A 13,047-nucleotide genomic window follows, 5' to 3' on the forward strand; every position below is an offset into this window, starting at 1 on the left:
AATGAATTAAACTTCGTAATGAATTACGTGTTCACTCGTTGAGACTTGGTATTCATTTAGTGTCCGAGGACGTTAAGAATCCATGTCACTTTGAGTGACCACACAGATTGTCTGATAAATTGTTAAAGAGCAGTGCAACGCGGCTTTCGCTCACCGTTGCGAGGTGGCGTATATTACGCTTTCCTCTTTCAGAGTCAACCCTGATTTTCAGGATTTTTTCTCTTCAACCGACCGGGTTATCTGTGAAGTGATTCACATCCGCCGTGTCGATGGAGGCGCATTATAGGGAGCCGCCGAGGAATGACAAGCGGAAAAATGCATTTTTATTTCAACCGCTCACCTTTTCGCCAAAACGCCTATTTTTGGTGCTTTTTAATCTCTTTTGGCAGTTCTGCCAGACTAGTTATCACCCAGTCGGCTGCATTTTCTGCTTCTGGGGTGACCGGTTTACCGGTACGCACTAATACTTTGGTACCTACACCTGCCGCCGCTGCTGCCTGCATATCTTCCAGTTTATCGCCCACCATATAAGATGCGGCCATATCAATGTGCAGGAATTCCTTTGCAGAGATAAACATGCCCGGGTGTGGCTTACGGCAATCGCAGGTCTGACGATACGCCTCTACACTTCCCTGCGGGTGATGCGGACAATAATAGATGCCATCAAGATCGACGCCGCGATCGGCCAGAGACCAGTCCATCCATTCCGTCAGCGTCTCGAACTGCGCTTCGGTAAATTTACCTCGGGCGATACCGGACTGGTTAGTTACCACCACCAGCGCATAGCCCATCTCTTTCAACTGGCGCATGGCATCTATTACGCCCTCGATAAATTCGAACTCATCAATCTCATGGACGTAACCGTGATCCACATTAATAGTGCCGTCACGATCGAGAAAAATTGCGGGTACAGATTTTGCCACCGGTTTGCTCCTGAAAAAGGCTTGTTCGGTTAGTATCTCATGAATCGCAGCGCAATAAAGTGCTCATCGCAAAGAGGTGCATTGATTTAGACGTCTGGATGCCTTAACATCCATTTTGTTTACGGTCATTCCCCGTATCTGGCAGAAGAAAATGCCACGGCTAACTTACTTACGATAAAAATAATCTAATGATTAAACTTTCCAATATCACCAAAGTGTTCCAGCAGGGGAACCGAACCATTCAGGCGCTGAACAACGTCAGCCTGCATGTGCCTGCTGGTCAGATTTATGGCGTCATTGGCGCATCGGGTGCAGGTAAAAGTACGCTGATCCGTTGTGTTAACCTGCTTGAGCGCCCAACCCAGGGCAGCGTAGAAGTTGGCGGCCAGGAGCTTACCGCTCTCTCAGAAAAAGAACTCACCAAAGCGCGTCGCCAGATTGGCATGATTTTCCAGCACTTTAACCTGCTGGCCTCACGCACCGTTTTCGGTAACGTTGCGTTACCCCTGGAGCTTGATAACACACCAAAAGAAGAAATTACGCGTCGCGTCACCGAACTGCTCGATCTGGTTGGTCTGGGTGATAAACATGACAGCTACCCGGCAAATCTGTCCGGCGGGCAAAAACAGCGAGTAGCAATCGCTCGCGCGCTGGCAAGCAACCCAAAAGTGCTGCTGTGCGATGAAGCCACCAGCGCATTAGATCCGGCTACCACGCGCTCTATTCTGGAACTGTTAAAAGACATTAACCGTCGTCTGGGCCTGACTATCCTCCTTATTACGCATGAAATGGATGTAGTGAAACGTATCTGCGACTGTGTAGCAGTCATCAGCAACGGTGAGCTGATTGAGCAGGACACGGTGAGCGAAGTCTTCTCGCACCCGAAAACGCCGCTGGCTCAGCAGTTCATTCAGTCCACACTGCATCTTGATATTCCGGAAGATTATCTGGAACGTTTAAAAACAGACGCAACGCCTGACAGCGTCCCGATGCTGCGCATGGAGTTCACGGGCCAGTCCGTTGACGCACCGCTGCTGTCCGAAACCGCGCGTCGCTTTAACGTTAATAACAACATTATTAGCGCGCAGATGGACTACGCCGGTGGCGTGAAGTTCGGCATTATGCTGACGGAAATGCACGGCACACAGGAAGAAACCCAGGCGGCAATTGCCTGGCTGCAAGAACATCACGTAAAAGTAGAGGTACTGGGTTATGTCTGAGCCGATGATGTGGCTACTGGTTCGCGGCGTTTGGGAAACGCTGGCAATGACCTTCGTATCGGGCTTCTTTGGTTTTGTGATTGGGCTGCCGGTCGGCGTGTTGCTGTACGTCACGCGCCCGGGACAAATTATTGAAAACGCGAAGCTGTATCGCACGCTCTCTGCGCTGGTGAACATTTTCCGGTCTATTCCGTTCATTATTCTGCTGGTGTGGATGATTCCGTTTACTCGCGTGATCGTCGGGACGTCGATTGGTTTGCAGGCGGCAATTGTCCCGCTGACAGTAGGCGCGGCACCGTTTATCGCCCGTATGGTGGAAAACGCCCTGCTGGAAATCCCAACAGGCCTGATTGAAGCTTCCCGCGCGATGGGTGCAACACCAATGCAGATCGTTCGCAAAGTACTGCTGCCAGAGGCGCTGCCTGGGCTGGTGAACGCAGCAACCATCACGCTTATCACCCTGGTCGGTTATTCCGCAATGGGCGGCGCCGTAGGTGCTGGCGGTTTAGGCCAGATTGGATATCAGTACGGCTATATTGGCTATAACGCTACCGTAATGAATACCGTTCTGGTATTGCTGGTTGTGCTGGTTTACTTAATTCAATTCTCTGGCGATCGTATCGTCCGGGCTGTTACGCATAAATAACGTTACAAACAACACAAACTCGACGAGTTAAGGATATAACATGGCGTTTAAATTTAAGACCTTCGCAGCAGTAGGCGCACTGATTGGCTCGCTGGCACTGGTGGGTTGCGGTCAGGACGAAAAAGATCCAAACCACATCAAAGTAGGCGTTATCGTCGGTGCAGAACAGCAGGTTGCTGAGGCCGCGCAGAAAATCGCTAAAGAGAAATATGGCCTGGACGTTGAACTGGTGACCTTCAACGATTACGTTCTGCCGAACGAAGCGCTGAGCAAAGGCGACATTGACGCTAACGCCTTCCAGCATAAACCGTACCTGGATCAGCAGATCAAAGATCGCGGCTACAAACTGGTTGCTGTCGGTAACACCTTCGTTTACCCGATTGCCGGCTACTCCAAGAAAATTAAATCTCTGGATGAACTCCAGCCGGGTTCACAGGTTGCCGTCCCTAACGACCCAACCAACCTTGGCCGTTCCCTGCTTCTGCTACAGAAAGTGGGCCTGATTAAACTGAAAGAAGGCGTTGGCCTGTTACCGACCGTTCTGGACGTAACCGAAAACCCGAAAAATCTGAAAATTGTTGAGCTGGAAGCACCACAGCTGCCACGTTCTCTGGACGATGCGCAGATCGCCCTGGCCGTGATCAACACCACTTACGCCAGCCAGATCGGCCTGACCCCAGCGAAAGATGGCATCTTCGTTGAAGATAAAGATTCCCCGTACGTCAACCTGATCGTGACTCGCGAAGACAACAAAGACGCGGAGAATGTGAAGAAATTCATACAGGCATATCAGTCTGAAGAAGTGTACCAGGAAGCCAATAAGGTGTTTAACGGCGGCGCGGTTAAAGGCTGGTAATCTCCCGGCAGTGTAATATCATCAAGACGGGCATTTGCCCGTCTTGTCATTTGTGCGGTCAACTGCTTCAATATCTGACGTTTTGATTATCCACTGAGGAATTATTATGCGTGCTTTACCGATCTGTCTTTTAGCACTGATGCTGAGCGGCTGTTCTATGCTAAGCAGATCTCCTGTTGAACCTGTTCAAAGCACTGCAACCCCGCCAAAAGCGGAGCCAGCAAAACCGAAAGCGCCTCGCGCTGCGCCGGTACGTATTATTACCAAAGCCGACGAGCTGGTCGGTAAGCCATTCCGTGAACTGGGCGAAGTGAGCGGCGAATCCTGCCAGGCAACGAATCAGGACTCTCCACCCAATATTCCGACAGCCCGCAAGCGTATGCAAATCAACGCGTCGAAAATGAAAGCCAACGCGGTGTTGCTGCACAGCTGTGAAGTCACCAGCGGCACACCAGGTTGCTATCGTCAGGCGGTATGTATCGGTTCTGCGCTTAACATTACGGCGAAATGAGTTCATTTCAGTTCGAGCAGATAGGCGTTATCCGCTCCCCTTATAAAGAAAAGTTCGCCGTACCGCGTCAGCCGGGTCTGGTCATTCACGGCGGCGGCGAGCTTCATCTTGTCGCGCCGTATAACCAGGCCGATGCAGTGCGCGGGCTTGAGGCGTTCAGCCATTTATGGGTGGTCTTTGTGTTTCACCAGACCATGGAAGGCGGCTGGCGTCCCACTGTGCGTCCTCCTCGTCTGGGCGGAAATGCCAGAATGGGGGTCTTTGCCACCCGCTCAACCTTTCGTCCCAACCCCATCGGAATGTCGCTGGTCGAGCTGAAAGGCATACGTTGTCAGAGAGATCAGGTGATCCTGGAGTTAGGTAGCCTTGACCTGGTTGATGGCACACCGGTCATAGATATTAAGCCTTACCTGCCCTTCGCCGAAGCGCTGCCGGATGCCCGGGCAAGCTATGCTCAGGACGCACCGCAGGCAGATATGCCGGTTCACTTCACGTCTGAAATAACGACGCAAATCAGCGAGCTGGAAAAGCGTTATCCACGTCTGCGTGACTTTATCGTTGAAGTGCTGGCGCAGGACCCCCGTCCCGCCTACCGCAAAGAAGAGAAGGCCGGGAAAACGTACGCCGTCTGGCTGCTGGACTTTAACGTGCGCTGGCGCGTGACTGCGGCGGGTTTTGAAGTGTTTGCCCTGGAACCAAGGTAATTTTGTTCTCCTCTCTTTTGGCATCTTTGCCACACTGGTAAACTAAACCACTTTTTTTGTGTCAGGCTGGTGTTTCAGCCTGTTCCAATCGTCGAAATGGAACCGTAACAACATGCGTACTAGCCAATATCTGCTCTCCACTCTGAAGGAGACACCTGCCGACGCCGAGGTGATCAGCCACCAGCTGATGCTGCGCGCCGGGATGATCCGCAAGCTGGCCTCCGGGTTATACACCTGGCTGCCGACCGGCGTGCGCGTCCTGAAAAAAGTCGAAAACATCGTGCGTGAAGAGATGAACAACGCCGGTGCTATCGAGGTGTTAATGCCGGTCGTTCAGCCCTCTGAACTGTGGCAGGAGAGCGGTCGCTGGGAGCAGTACGGTCCTGAACTGCTGCGTATTGCCGATCGTGGCGATCGTCCATTCGTCCTCGGCCCAACGCATGAAGAAGTGATCACCGATCTGATCCGTAACGAGCTGAGCTCTTACAAACAGCTGCCGCTGAACTTCTTCCAGATCCAGACCAAGTTCCGTGACGAAGTGCGTCCACGCTTTGGCGTCATGCGTTCTCGCGAGTTCCTGATGAAAGATGCTTACTCTTTCCATACTTCTCAGGAATCGCTGCAAGAGACCTACGACAAAATGTACGCGGCCTACAGTAAAATCTTCTCCCGCATGGGGCTGGATTTCCGTGCTGTACAGGCTGATACCGGTTCAATCGGCGGTAGCGCCTCCCATGAATTCCAGGTTCTGGCGCAGAGCGGCGAAGACGATGTGATCTTCTCTGACTCCTCTGATTACGCCGCGAACATCGAATTTGCAGAAGCGCTGGCACCAAAAGAACCACGCGGCGCGGCAACGCAAGAGATGACGCTGGTTGATACGCCAAACGCGAAAACCATCGCCGAGCTGGTTGAGCAGTTTACTCTGCCGATCGAAAAAACCGTGAAAACCCTGCTGGTGAAATCGGCTGAAGGTAGCGCTTATCCACTGGTTGCCCTGCTGGTACGAGGCGATCACGAGCTGAACGAAGTGAAAGCCGAGAAGCTGCCGCAGGTTGCCAGCCCGCTGACCTTCGCAACGGAAGCGGAGATCCGCGCCGTGGTGAATGCAGGTCCTGGTTCTCTGGGCCCGGTGAACATGCCTGTTCCGGTGGTCATTGACCGCACCGTTGCGGCGATGAGCGACTTCGCTGCGGGCGCAAACATCGACGGTAAACACTACTTCGGCATCAACTGGGATCGGGACGTGGCGACGCCGGAAGTGGCTGACATCCGTAACGTGGTCGCAGGCGATCCAAGCCCGGACGGCAAGGGTACCCTGATGATCAAACGCGGTATCGAAGTAGGCCACATCTTCCAGCTGGGCGATAAGTACTCACGCGCAATGAACGCTGCCGTTCAGGGCGAAGATGGTCGTAACCAGGTTCTGACCATGGGCTGCTACGGCATTGGCGTAACGCGCGTTGTTGCTGCCGCTATCGAGCAGAACTATGACGAACGCGGAATCGTCTGGCCGGATAACATCGCGCCGTTCCAGGTAGCGATCCTGCCAATGAACATGCACAAGTCTTACCGCGTGCAGGAGCTGGCTGAGAAACTCTACGCTGAGCTGAGCGCGAAAGGTATCGACGTGCTGATGGATGACCGTAAAGAGCGTCCTGGCGTGATGTTTGCTGACATGGAACTGATCGGTATTCCACATACCATCGTCATTGGCGACCGTAACCTCGACAGCGACGAGATTGAATACAAATACCGTCGCAACGGCGAAAAACAGATGATCAAGACGGGCGATATTCTTGATTACCTGGTGAAAGCCATCAAAGGTTAAGAAACAAAAAACCCCGCCAGTGCGGGGTTTTTTAATGGCTATATCTTATTTGCTTTCGCAGTCTTTCCCCGCAGCAAACTTCGCGTCTTTATCTGCCACCAGCGTTTTCACCAGCTCGCCGCTATCCGGGTTTGACTCCAGCGTAAAATGCCCTTCAACCGTCAGCAACACTGGCTTACTGTCGTTGCCGCGCGCAACGGCATAGTCTCGCTCCAGCTGGGCATTGTTCGCCACGCTGACTTTCTTCCCGGTTGCACAGTCAGTGAAGATCGCCGCATCCGCCATGTAGAAATACATCCCTCGCATCGCCATTGGGGTGGCTGGCAGGGTCGCTTTCACCGGGGCCAACGTGTAGTTGAACTGGGATTCAATCGGATTGCCTTCGCGATCGAGCATCTCCATCCCCTCGCCTTTGGCGCGGAAGAAGGTTTTATCGCCCGTGGTATCCGTCAATACCAGCTTCTCAGCCGTACGCGCCCATGTTCCGTAAGATGCAAAAGAAGACGGTTCTTTCGCCCCCTGGTAACGCTGGTTCATGACCCAGGTGCCATCTTTTTGCAGGAACAGAGAGGTTTCGATGCCCTCGCAATCTGCACACGGTAATACGCCGCGCCAGCTTTGCTGCATCGGCTTTAATTCTTCATTTTGCGTTGGCTGTAGTACCTGCGTTTCCGAACGGTTATTACAGCCAAAAAGCGCAAACAGGCTTGTCACGGCCAGCGCTGATAATAATGCTTTTTTCACAATACTTTCCTTATGAAAAGGGTATCCCTTTCGTCACATTATGGGTGACGGACTTTGCCACGCAGTGATTTTACGGTGGATTTCTGCGCCTTCGATGACAACCGACGTTCTTTCGATGCCCGCGTTGGACGTGTTGCCCGGCGACTTTTTTGTACAGCCGTCAGCTCTTTGATGACCGCGACCAGCCGGGCAATTGCCGCTTCCCGGTTAAGCTCCTGGCTGCGATACTCCTGCGCTTTAATCACTATCACACCCTCGCTGGTGATCAGGTGATGGCTGGCGGCAAGCAGGCTTTCTTTATAATACTCTGGCAGGCTGGAGGCCCGAATGTCAAAGCGCAAATGGATAGCCGTTGAGGCCTTGTTAACGTGCTGCCCCCCTGCGCCCTGGGCCCGGATAGCGGTGATCTCCAGCTCGTTATCAGGGATGCTGACATTTCGGGACAATACAATCATGATGCGGGCTGCCAGGCCGTGAGATGAATTTCCAGATTATTCTGAGAATCGGAAAGCCAGATGGCACCGTCCTGAATTGTTGCCTGTAGCGCCATCGTCCGGCTGGCGAACGCACTCAACTGCGCAAGCTGTTCATCATCCAGATACCAGACGGTGAGATTTTTGAACTGCGCACATTTATTTTTATTTTGTTGCCACCAGATCTCCGCCGCGCGCTGGTTGTAGGCAAACAACGCCACTTCAGCAGACTGGGTGCAGGCCTTTTTGATCCTGCGTTCATCCGGCAGGCCAAGCTCAATCCATAAATCGATACCCAGATGATCGTTGCGCAGCCAGGCTTCCGGTTCATCTTCCGCGCTTAAACCACGGGTAAATTGCAGACGCTCGTCGGCATACTTAATCCACGCCAGCAGGCGCAGCATCATGCGCTCCTGGGTTTCAGAAGGGTGACGCGCCAGCGTCAATGACGCATCCAGAAACTGGTTACGGTCAAGATCCGCCACATTGACCACAGCTTTATAAATAGTCGCTTTCAGCGCCATGAGAGAACTCCTTTCGAATCAGGCGTACATTGTAGCGAAAACCGCGGCAAAAGGCTGTTACGAGGTGGTGGCTCACTCTTATCAAGGCGCTGATATTGCTTAAATGAGTATGGTATAGTCACCTTGCTAAACCGAGTTTAACTTCGTAGGCTTAATGATATCTCACAGTAAGTCAGTACGCTGGCAGGAGGTGATGTGAATAATTATTGTGAGTTGATTCGCAGACGGTATGCGGAGATCGCCAGCGGAGATCTGGGGTACATTCCGGATGCGTTGGGCTGTGTATTGAACGTGCTAAATGAAGTGGCCTCTGATGAGAGCCTTTCTGAATCGGTCAGGGAAAAAGCAGCGTATGCTGCGGCGAATTTACTGGTGAGCGATTATGTCGATGAATGATACTTATCAACCCATCAATTGTGATGACTATGACAACCTCGAACTCGCCTGCCAGCATCATTTAATACTGACGCTGGAGCTAAAAGATGGCGAAGTGCTAAAGGCAAAGGCCAGCGATCTGGTTTCCCGTAAAAATGTGGAATACCTGGTTGTGGAAGATGCAGGTGCAACGCGTGAGCTACGCCTCGACAAAATTGCCAGTTTCAGCCATCCGGAAATCGGCACCGTCGTGGTGAGCGAATCCTGATAACCAACGGGCAGCCAGGCTGCCCGTTACGCTTTCCATTCAAAATTAACACCCGCTTCAGCCCACCCCTCTTCAGTGATGAACACCCCTGCCGCCGCGATGAGCGTGTCGCCGTAAAACAGAAGCGGCGTGGTATTACGTCGCCAGGGCGGAACGTTCTGTTCCTGCCAGATTTTCTTCAGCTTACGCCCGCCGTTACGACCGACGATATGCAGCATGCCGCTGGCCCTGAAGCGTATGGTAACGTTCTCGTCCGGCTCAGGTAGACGCACATTGCCCGAATGACTTAACGCAACGACACCGGCATTCATCGGTAGCGTTAATGCTTTTTCCGGCGACGGCCAGTCGAGCACAACGTCAGCCAGCGACGGCACAGATTTTACCCACCAGAGTTGCCCTTTATAACGCCTGACGTCATAACCATTCAGGTGTATACACGGTGCGGCATCTTCCCTCGCCTGTGCAACTTCCTCCCAGATACGGTTGAGCATCGCCCTGGACGGCATAACCGCACGGTGGTAAGCCAGCCAGCGGCGAATCAGAGCAGCCCGACGCACGGGGCTCATCACCTTCAACGGCGCAACGTTCAGGGCACCGTCAGCGGTAATCAGTGTATTCAGCTCCCCGCTCAGCAACTCATCCAGCAAGCTTTCCTGTTCAGCACACAGCATGGCGCTTCTGGCCGCCGCTTCGGAAAAATGCGCCCAGCGCTCACTCAGCAGCGGTAAGACGCGCAGGCGCAGGAAGTTACGGTCGTAACTGTCGTCCTGATTGCTGTCGTCTTCAATCCAGCACAGATGATGCTGCTGCGCCCAGGCTTCCAGTGATGCGCGCGTCTCACCCAGCAGCGGGCGGATGAGCTCTGTTTCAGCAAAATCAGCGCGCTCAGGCATGGCGGATAAACCCGCAGGCCCGCTGCCCCGCTTGAGCGCCAGTAAAAACGTCTCGCACTGGTCGTCCAGATGCTGCGCGGTGACCAACGCTTCTCCAGGCTGTAATGCGCCAGAAAACGCGGCGTAGCGGGCTTTCCGCGCCTGCGCCTCAATACCCAGCCCCTCATCCTCAAGCGTGACGCGTTCAACGATCAGCGGGATCTCCCACCCTGAGCACACCGCTTCGCAGTGCGCCACCCAGTCTTCGGCATGGGGGCTTAAGCCGTGATGGATATGCATCGCCCGCAGCTGGACGTCAGGCTCACGGTCGCGCCAGAGCTTAAGGCGGTGCAGCAAAACGGTGGAATCCAGGCCACCGCTGAACCCCACCAGCAGCTGGCGGTAGGGTGAAACGGCGTGCGCGATAGCGGGTAAGGTCATAGGAAATTACACATAAAAAATGCCCGAACTGAACGGGCATTATCACACATGACGGCGATTACTGCTGATAAAGCTCCAGCGGCAGGCCGTCCGGATCGTTGAAAAAAGTGAAACGTTTATCGGTAAAGGGATCGACACGAATCGCTTCGCAGGCCACGCCGTGGGCTTCCAGATGTTTTACCGCGCTGTCCAGGTCATCGACACTGAAGGCCAGGTGGCGCAGGCCGCAGGCTTCCGGGCGTGAAGGACGCGCTGGCGGGAAAGGAAAAGAGAACAGCTCAATCACATATTGACCGTTTAACGCCAGATCGCCTTTCCAGGAGTCGCGCTCCTCACGGTAGGCCTCGCTCAACAGCGTAAAGCCGAGAACGTCGCAGTAGAATGCCTTACTTTTCGCATAATCGGTGGCAATGATCGCAATATGATGAACCGCTTTTAAACCCAGCATAGTTTCTCCTTTTTATGATGCCCTGAACGTTACAACCGACAACCCGCCCCTGGCAAGCGGCCCCTTTTATTTTAGGACTCTCACCCAGTACACGCCGTTATCATCGCGTTTCGCGCCATGAATATCCGTTTCAAAGCCAGGATAGTGGCGCCCCACCGAACAGAGCATCAGCAGGAAATCGAGCACCGCCCGGCTCTCCTCGGTGATCATTTCACCCGGCATCAGCAGCGGCACGCCCGGCGGATAAGGCAGGATCATGTTGGCCGATACCCGCCCGACCAGGTTCTCCAGTTCAACGGTTTCAACCTCCCCTTTCACCTGGCGCTGCCACGCCCTGTGCGGCGTCAGCTTCATTTCAGGCAGAACATCAAATGCTTGCAACATCAGGCGCGGCAGATCGTGCTGGCGGATCAGCCTGTGAATCCCCTGGGCCAGATCCTGAATACGCATATTGCGGTAGAAGTCAGGATCTTCCGCGTAGAGATCCGGCAGCATGTTCTTCACCCGCAGGTTCAGATCGTATGCGCGCTTAAACTCCATCAGTCCCCTGAGCAGCCCCATCGCGCGGGTTTTATCGATCCCGATGCTGAACAGGAACAGCAGATTATAGGGGCCGGTTTTCTCCACCACCACGCCGCGCTCATCAAGGAACTTCGCCACCAGCGCTGCCGGGATCCCTTCCTCACCCATCACACCCTGCTCATCCATGCCCGGCGTCAGGATTGTCACCTTAACCGGATCGAGGAACATGTGGTCCGCATCAGCATCCCGAAAACCGTGCCAGCTCTCCCCCGGCGCGACGGGCCAGCATTCTGCCTCATCAATCTCTTCCGGCTGCCAGATATCAAAGAACCAGCCGTCCGCTTCATCTTTAAGTCGCTGAACCTCTTTTCGGAAATGCAACGCCCGCTCCACCGAACGATTGATCAGGCGTTTACCCGGATTACCGCGCAGCATCGCTGCCGCCGTTTCGATGGACGCCACCAGCGGGTAGCTTGGCGACGTGGTCGTGTGCATCATGAAAGCTTCGTTGAAGGTGTCCTCGTCGTACTCACCCTTGATGTGAATGAGAGACGCCTGGGAAAACGCGGCCAGCATTTTGTGCGTCGACTGCGTTTCGAAGAACACCTTGCCCGGCACCCGCTCGCCGCTCATCCCACTTTTACCCGAGTAAATCGGGTGGAAATTAGTGTAAGGCACCCACGCGGAGTCAAAGTGAATCGACGGCACGTCCAGCGTCTGCTTGATCCAGTTCGTGTTGTAAAGCAGCCCGTCATAGGTGGAGTTGGTGATCACCGCATGCACAGGCCAGCTTGCCTCGGGGATAGCCGCGATCTTATTCTCAATGGCTTCATGCGCGAACTCACGGCGAGGAATGCCGCCGAGAATACCCAGCGCATTACGCGTAGGCGACAGCCAGAGCGGCACCACATCGCTCATCATCAGCAAATGCGCCAGTGATTTATGGCAGTTTCGGTCAATCAACAGCGTACTGCCGGCAGGCGCGGCATACATCCCGACGATTTTGTTCGAGGTTGAGGTACCGTTGGTCACCATGTAGCTTTGCTCGGCGCCAAAGGTCCGGGCGATGTATTCTTCAGCTTCCAGATGCGGGCCGGTATGATCCAGCAGAGAGCCTAACTCGGTGACCGAAATCGACACGTCCGCCTTCAGCGTGTTACCGCCGAAGAAATCGTAGAACAGGCATCCCACCGGGCTTTTTTGATAGGCCGTTCCCGCCATATGGCCTGGCGTACAGAAGGTGTACTTCCCTTCTTTCACATAGGTGAACAATGCGCGCGTAAACGGCGGTGTGATGTTATCGAGGTATTCACCGGTGTACTGCTGAATGCGGGTTGCAATGTCCTCGGCAACGCCGAGTGAGTATTCGAAGAACCACAGCGCCATACGCATATCGTGCGCACTCACGTCCATGGTCGAGTGAGTGTTGATAAACGCGTACAGCGGAAGATATTCGTTGAGCTTATTGATATCGCTGCACAACTCCATGTCGTATTCGTCCCAGTCGAATATCACGCCACAGATGCGCGGATTGTGTTCGATAAATTTCAGCAGGTCGGCGCTGTTTTGCGGCCAGATCAGCTGGTATCCGCGTGCTTTAAGGGCTTGCTCCAGCTCCTTGATGGGTTCGTCTTTATAAAAGACGCCGTGTGGCCCCATGATGGCAATGATGTTCATGGTTTACCTCCT

15 protein-coding genes are annotated in these 13,047 nt (G+C 53.8%); 8 read left to right on the forward strand and 7 right to left on the reverse strand.

Translation table 11 applies throughout. The features are described from left to right. Positions 1-356 precede the first annotated feature (356 nt). A complete protein-coding gene (gmhB, locus tag ACOTZD_RS06905) occupies positions 357-923 on the reverse strand; it encodes a D-glycero-beta-D-manno-heptose 1,7-bisphosphate 7-phosphatase (RefSeq protein ID WP_048243524.1) in 567 nt (188 codons plus the stop codon). A gap of 188 nt (positions 924-1,111) precedes the next feature. Between gmhB and metN the strand changes: the two genes are divergently transcribed. The 6 genes from metN to proS all read left to right on the forward strand — a co-directional run bounded on the left by metN (position 1,112) and on the right by proS (position 6,691). Next, positions 1,112-2,143, forward strand: coding sequence for a methionine ABC transporter ATP-binding protein MetN (gene metN, locus ACOTZD_RS06910; protein ID WP_032608553.1), 1,032 nt, complete (start codon positions 1,112-1,114; stop codon positions 2,141-2,143). Continuing rightward, positions 2,136-2,789, forward strand: a complete 654-nt coding sequence (locus tag ACOTZD_RS06915) for a methionine ABC transporter permease MetI (RefSeq protein ID WP_003856130.1) — start codon at positions 2,136-2,138, stop codon at positions 2,787-2,789. The genes metN and ACOTZD_RS06915 overlap by 8 nt, the downstream gene beginning before the upstream one ends. A 40-nt stretch (positions 2,790-2,829) precedes the next feature. Then, complete coding sequence (gene metQ / locus ACOTZD_RS06920) at positions 2,830-3,645, forward strand: methionine ABC transporter substrate-binding lipoprotein MetQ (RefSeq protein WP_003856132.1); 816 nt, start codon at positions 2,830-2,832, stop codon at positions 3,643-3,645. A gap of 106 nt (positions 3,646-3,751) precedes the next feature. Then, positions 3,752-4,156, forward strand: a complete 405-nt coding sequence (rcsF, locus tag ACOTZD_RS06925; RefSeq protein ID WP_003856133.1) for an Rcs stress response system protein RcsF — start codon at positions 3,752-3,754, stop codon at positions 4,154-4,156. Next, positions 4,153-4,860 carry a tRNA (N6-threonylcarbamoyladenosine(37)-N6)-methyltransferase TrmO gene (gene tsaA, locus ACOTZD_RS06930; RefSeq protein WP_058662611.1) on the forward strand — a complete coding sequence of 236 codons (708 nt, stop codon included), beginning with the start codon at positions 4,153-4,155 and terminating at the stop codon, positions 4,858-4,860. Before rcsF ends, tsaA begins: the two co-directional genes overlap by 4 nt. Positions 4,861-4,972: 112 nt before the next feature. Beyond that, entirely contained in the window at positions 4,973-6,691 is a 1,719-nt protein-coding gene (proS, locus tag ACOTZD_RS06935; protein ID WP_003856138.1) for a proline--tRNA ligase, read from the forward strand. Positions 6,692-6,736: 45 nt separating this feature from the next. Here the strand turns inward: proS and nlpE are convergent, their stop codons facing one another. From nlpE to ACOTZD_RS06950, 3 genes are read right to left on the reverse strand one after another with little or no spacing between them, the layout of a single operon-like run. After that, positions 6,737-7,435, reverse strand: a complete 699-nt coding sequence (gene nlpE / locus ACOTZD_RS06940; RefSeq protein WP_058662610.1) for an envelope stress response activation lipoprotein NlpE — start codon at positions 7,433-7,435, stop codon at positions 6,737-6,739. A gap of 38 nt (positions 7,436-7,473) precedes the next feature. Continuing rightward, a complete protein-coding gene (gene arfB / locus ACOTZD_RS06945; protein ID WP_003856142.1) occupies positions 7,474-7,890 on the reverse strand; it encodes an alternative ribosome rescue aminoacyl-tRNA hydrolase ArfB in 417 nt (138 codons plus the stop codon). Further along, entirely contained in the window at positions 7,887-8,432 is a 546-nt protein-coding gene (locus ACOTZD_RS06950; protein ID WP_003856144.1) for a YaeQ family protein, read from the reverse strand. The genes arfB and ACOTZD_RS06950 overlap by 4 nt, the downstream gene beginning before the upstream one ends. Positions 8,433-8,627: 195 nt before the next feature. Between ACOTZD_RS06950 and ACOTZD_RS06955 the strand changes: the two genes are divergently transcribed. Together ACOTZD_RS06955 and rof are read left to right on the forward strand one after the other, a co-directional pair. After that, on the forward strand, positions 8,628-8,828 hold the full coding sequence (locus tag ACOTZD_RS06955) for a YaeP family protein (RefSeq protein WP_003856146.1): 201 nt from the start codon (positions 8,628-8,630) through the stop codon (positions 8,826-8,828). Next, positions 8,815-9,075, forward strand: a complete 261-nt coding sequence (gene rof / locus ACOTZD_RS06960; protein ID WP_003856148.1) for a Rho-binding antiterminator — start codon at positions 8,815-8,817, stop codon at positions 9,073-9,075. Before ACOTZD_RS06955 ends, rof begins: the two co-directional genes overlap by 14 nt. Before the next feature lie 26 nt (positions 9,076-9,101). On the opposite strand, the gene tilS is transcribed toward rof, so the two are convergent. From tilS to ACOTZD_RS06975, 3 genes are all read right to left on the reverse strand, one after another. Continuing rightward, positions 9,102-10,388: a tRNA lysidine(34) synthetase TilS gene (gene tilS / locus ACOTZD_RS06965; protein ID WP_003856150.1), complete on the reverse strand. Its 1,287-nt coding sequence runs from the start codon at positions 10,386-10,388 to the stop codon at positions 9,102-9,104. A gap of 58 nt (positions 10,389-10,446) precedes the next feature. Next, positions 10,447-10,836: a VOC family protein gene (locus ACOTZD_RS06970; protein ID WP_003856151.1), complete on the reverse strand. Its 390-nt coding sequence runs from the start codon at positions 10,834-10,836 to the stop codon at positions 10,447-10,449. Between the two features lie 66 nt (positions 10,837-10,902). Further along, a complete protein-coding gene (locus ACOTZD_RS06975; RefSeq protein ID WP_003856152.1) occupies positions 10,903-13,035 on the reverse strand; it encodes a lysine decarboxylase LdcC in 2,133 nt (710 codons plus the stop codon). Positions 13,036-13,047: the final 12 nt, after the last annotated feature.

Origin of the sequence: Enterobacter cloacae complex sp. SHL022 (assembly GCF_049237785.1) — a bacterium.
Classification (GTDB): domain Bacteria; phylum Pseudomonadota; class Gammaproteobacteria; order Enterobacterales; family Enterobacteriaceae; genus Enterobacter; species Enterobacter hormaechei_C.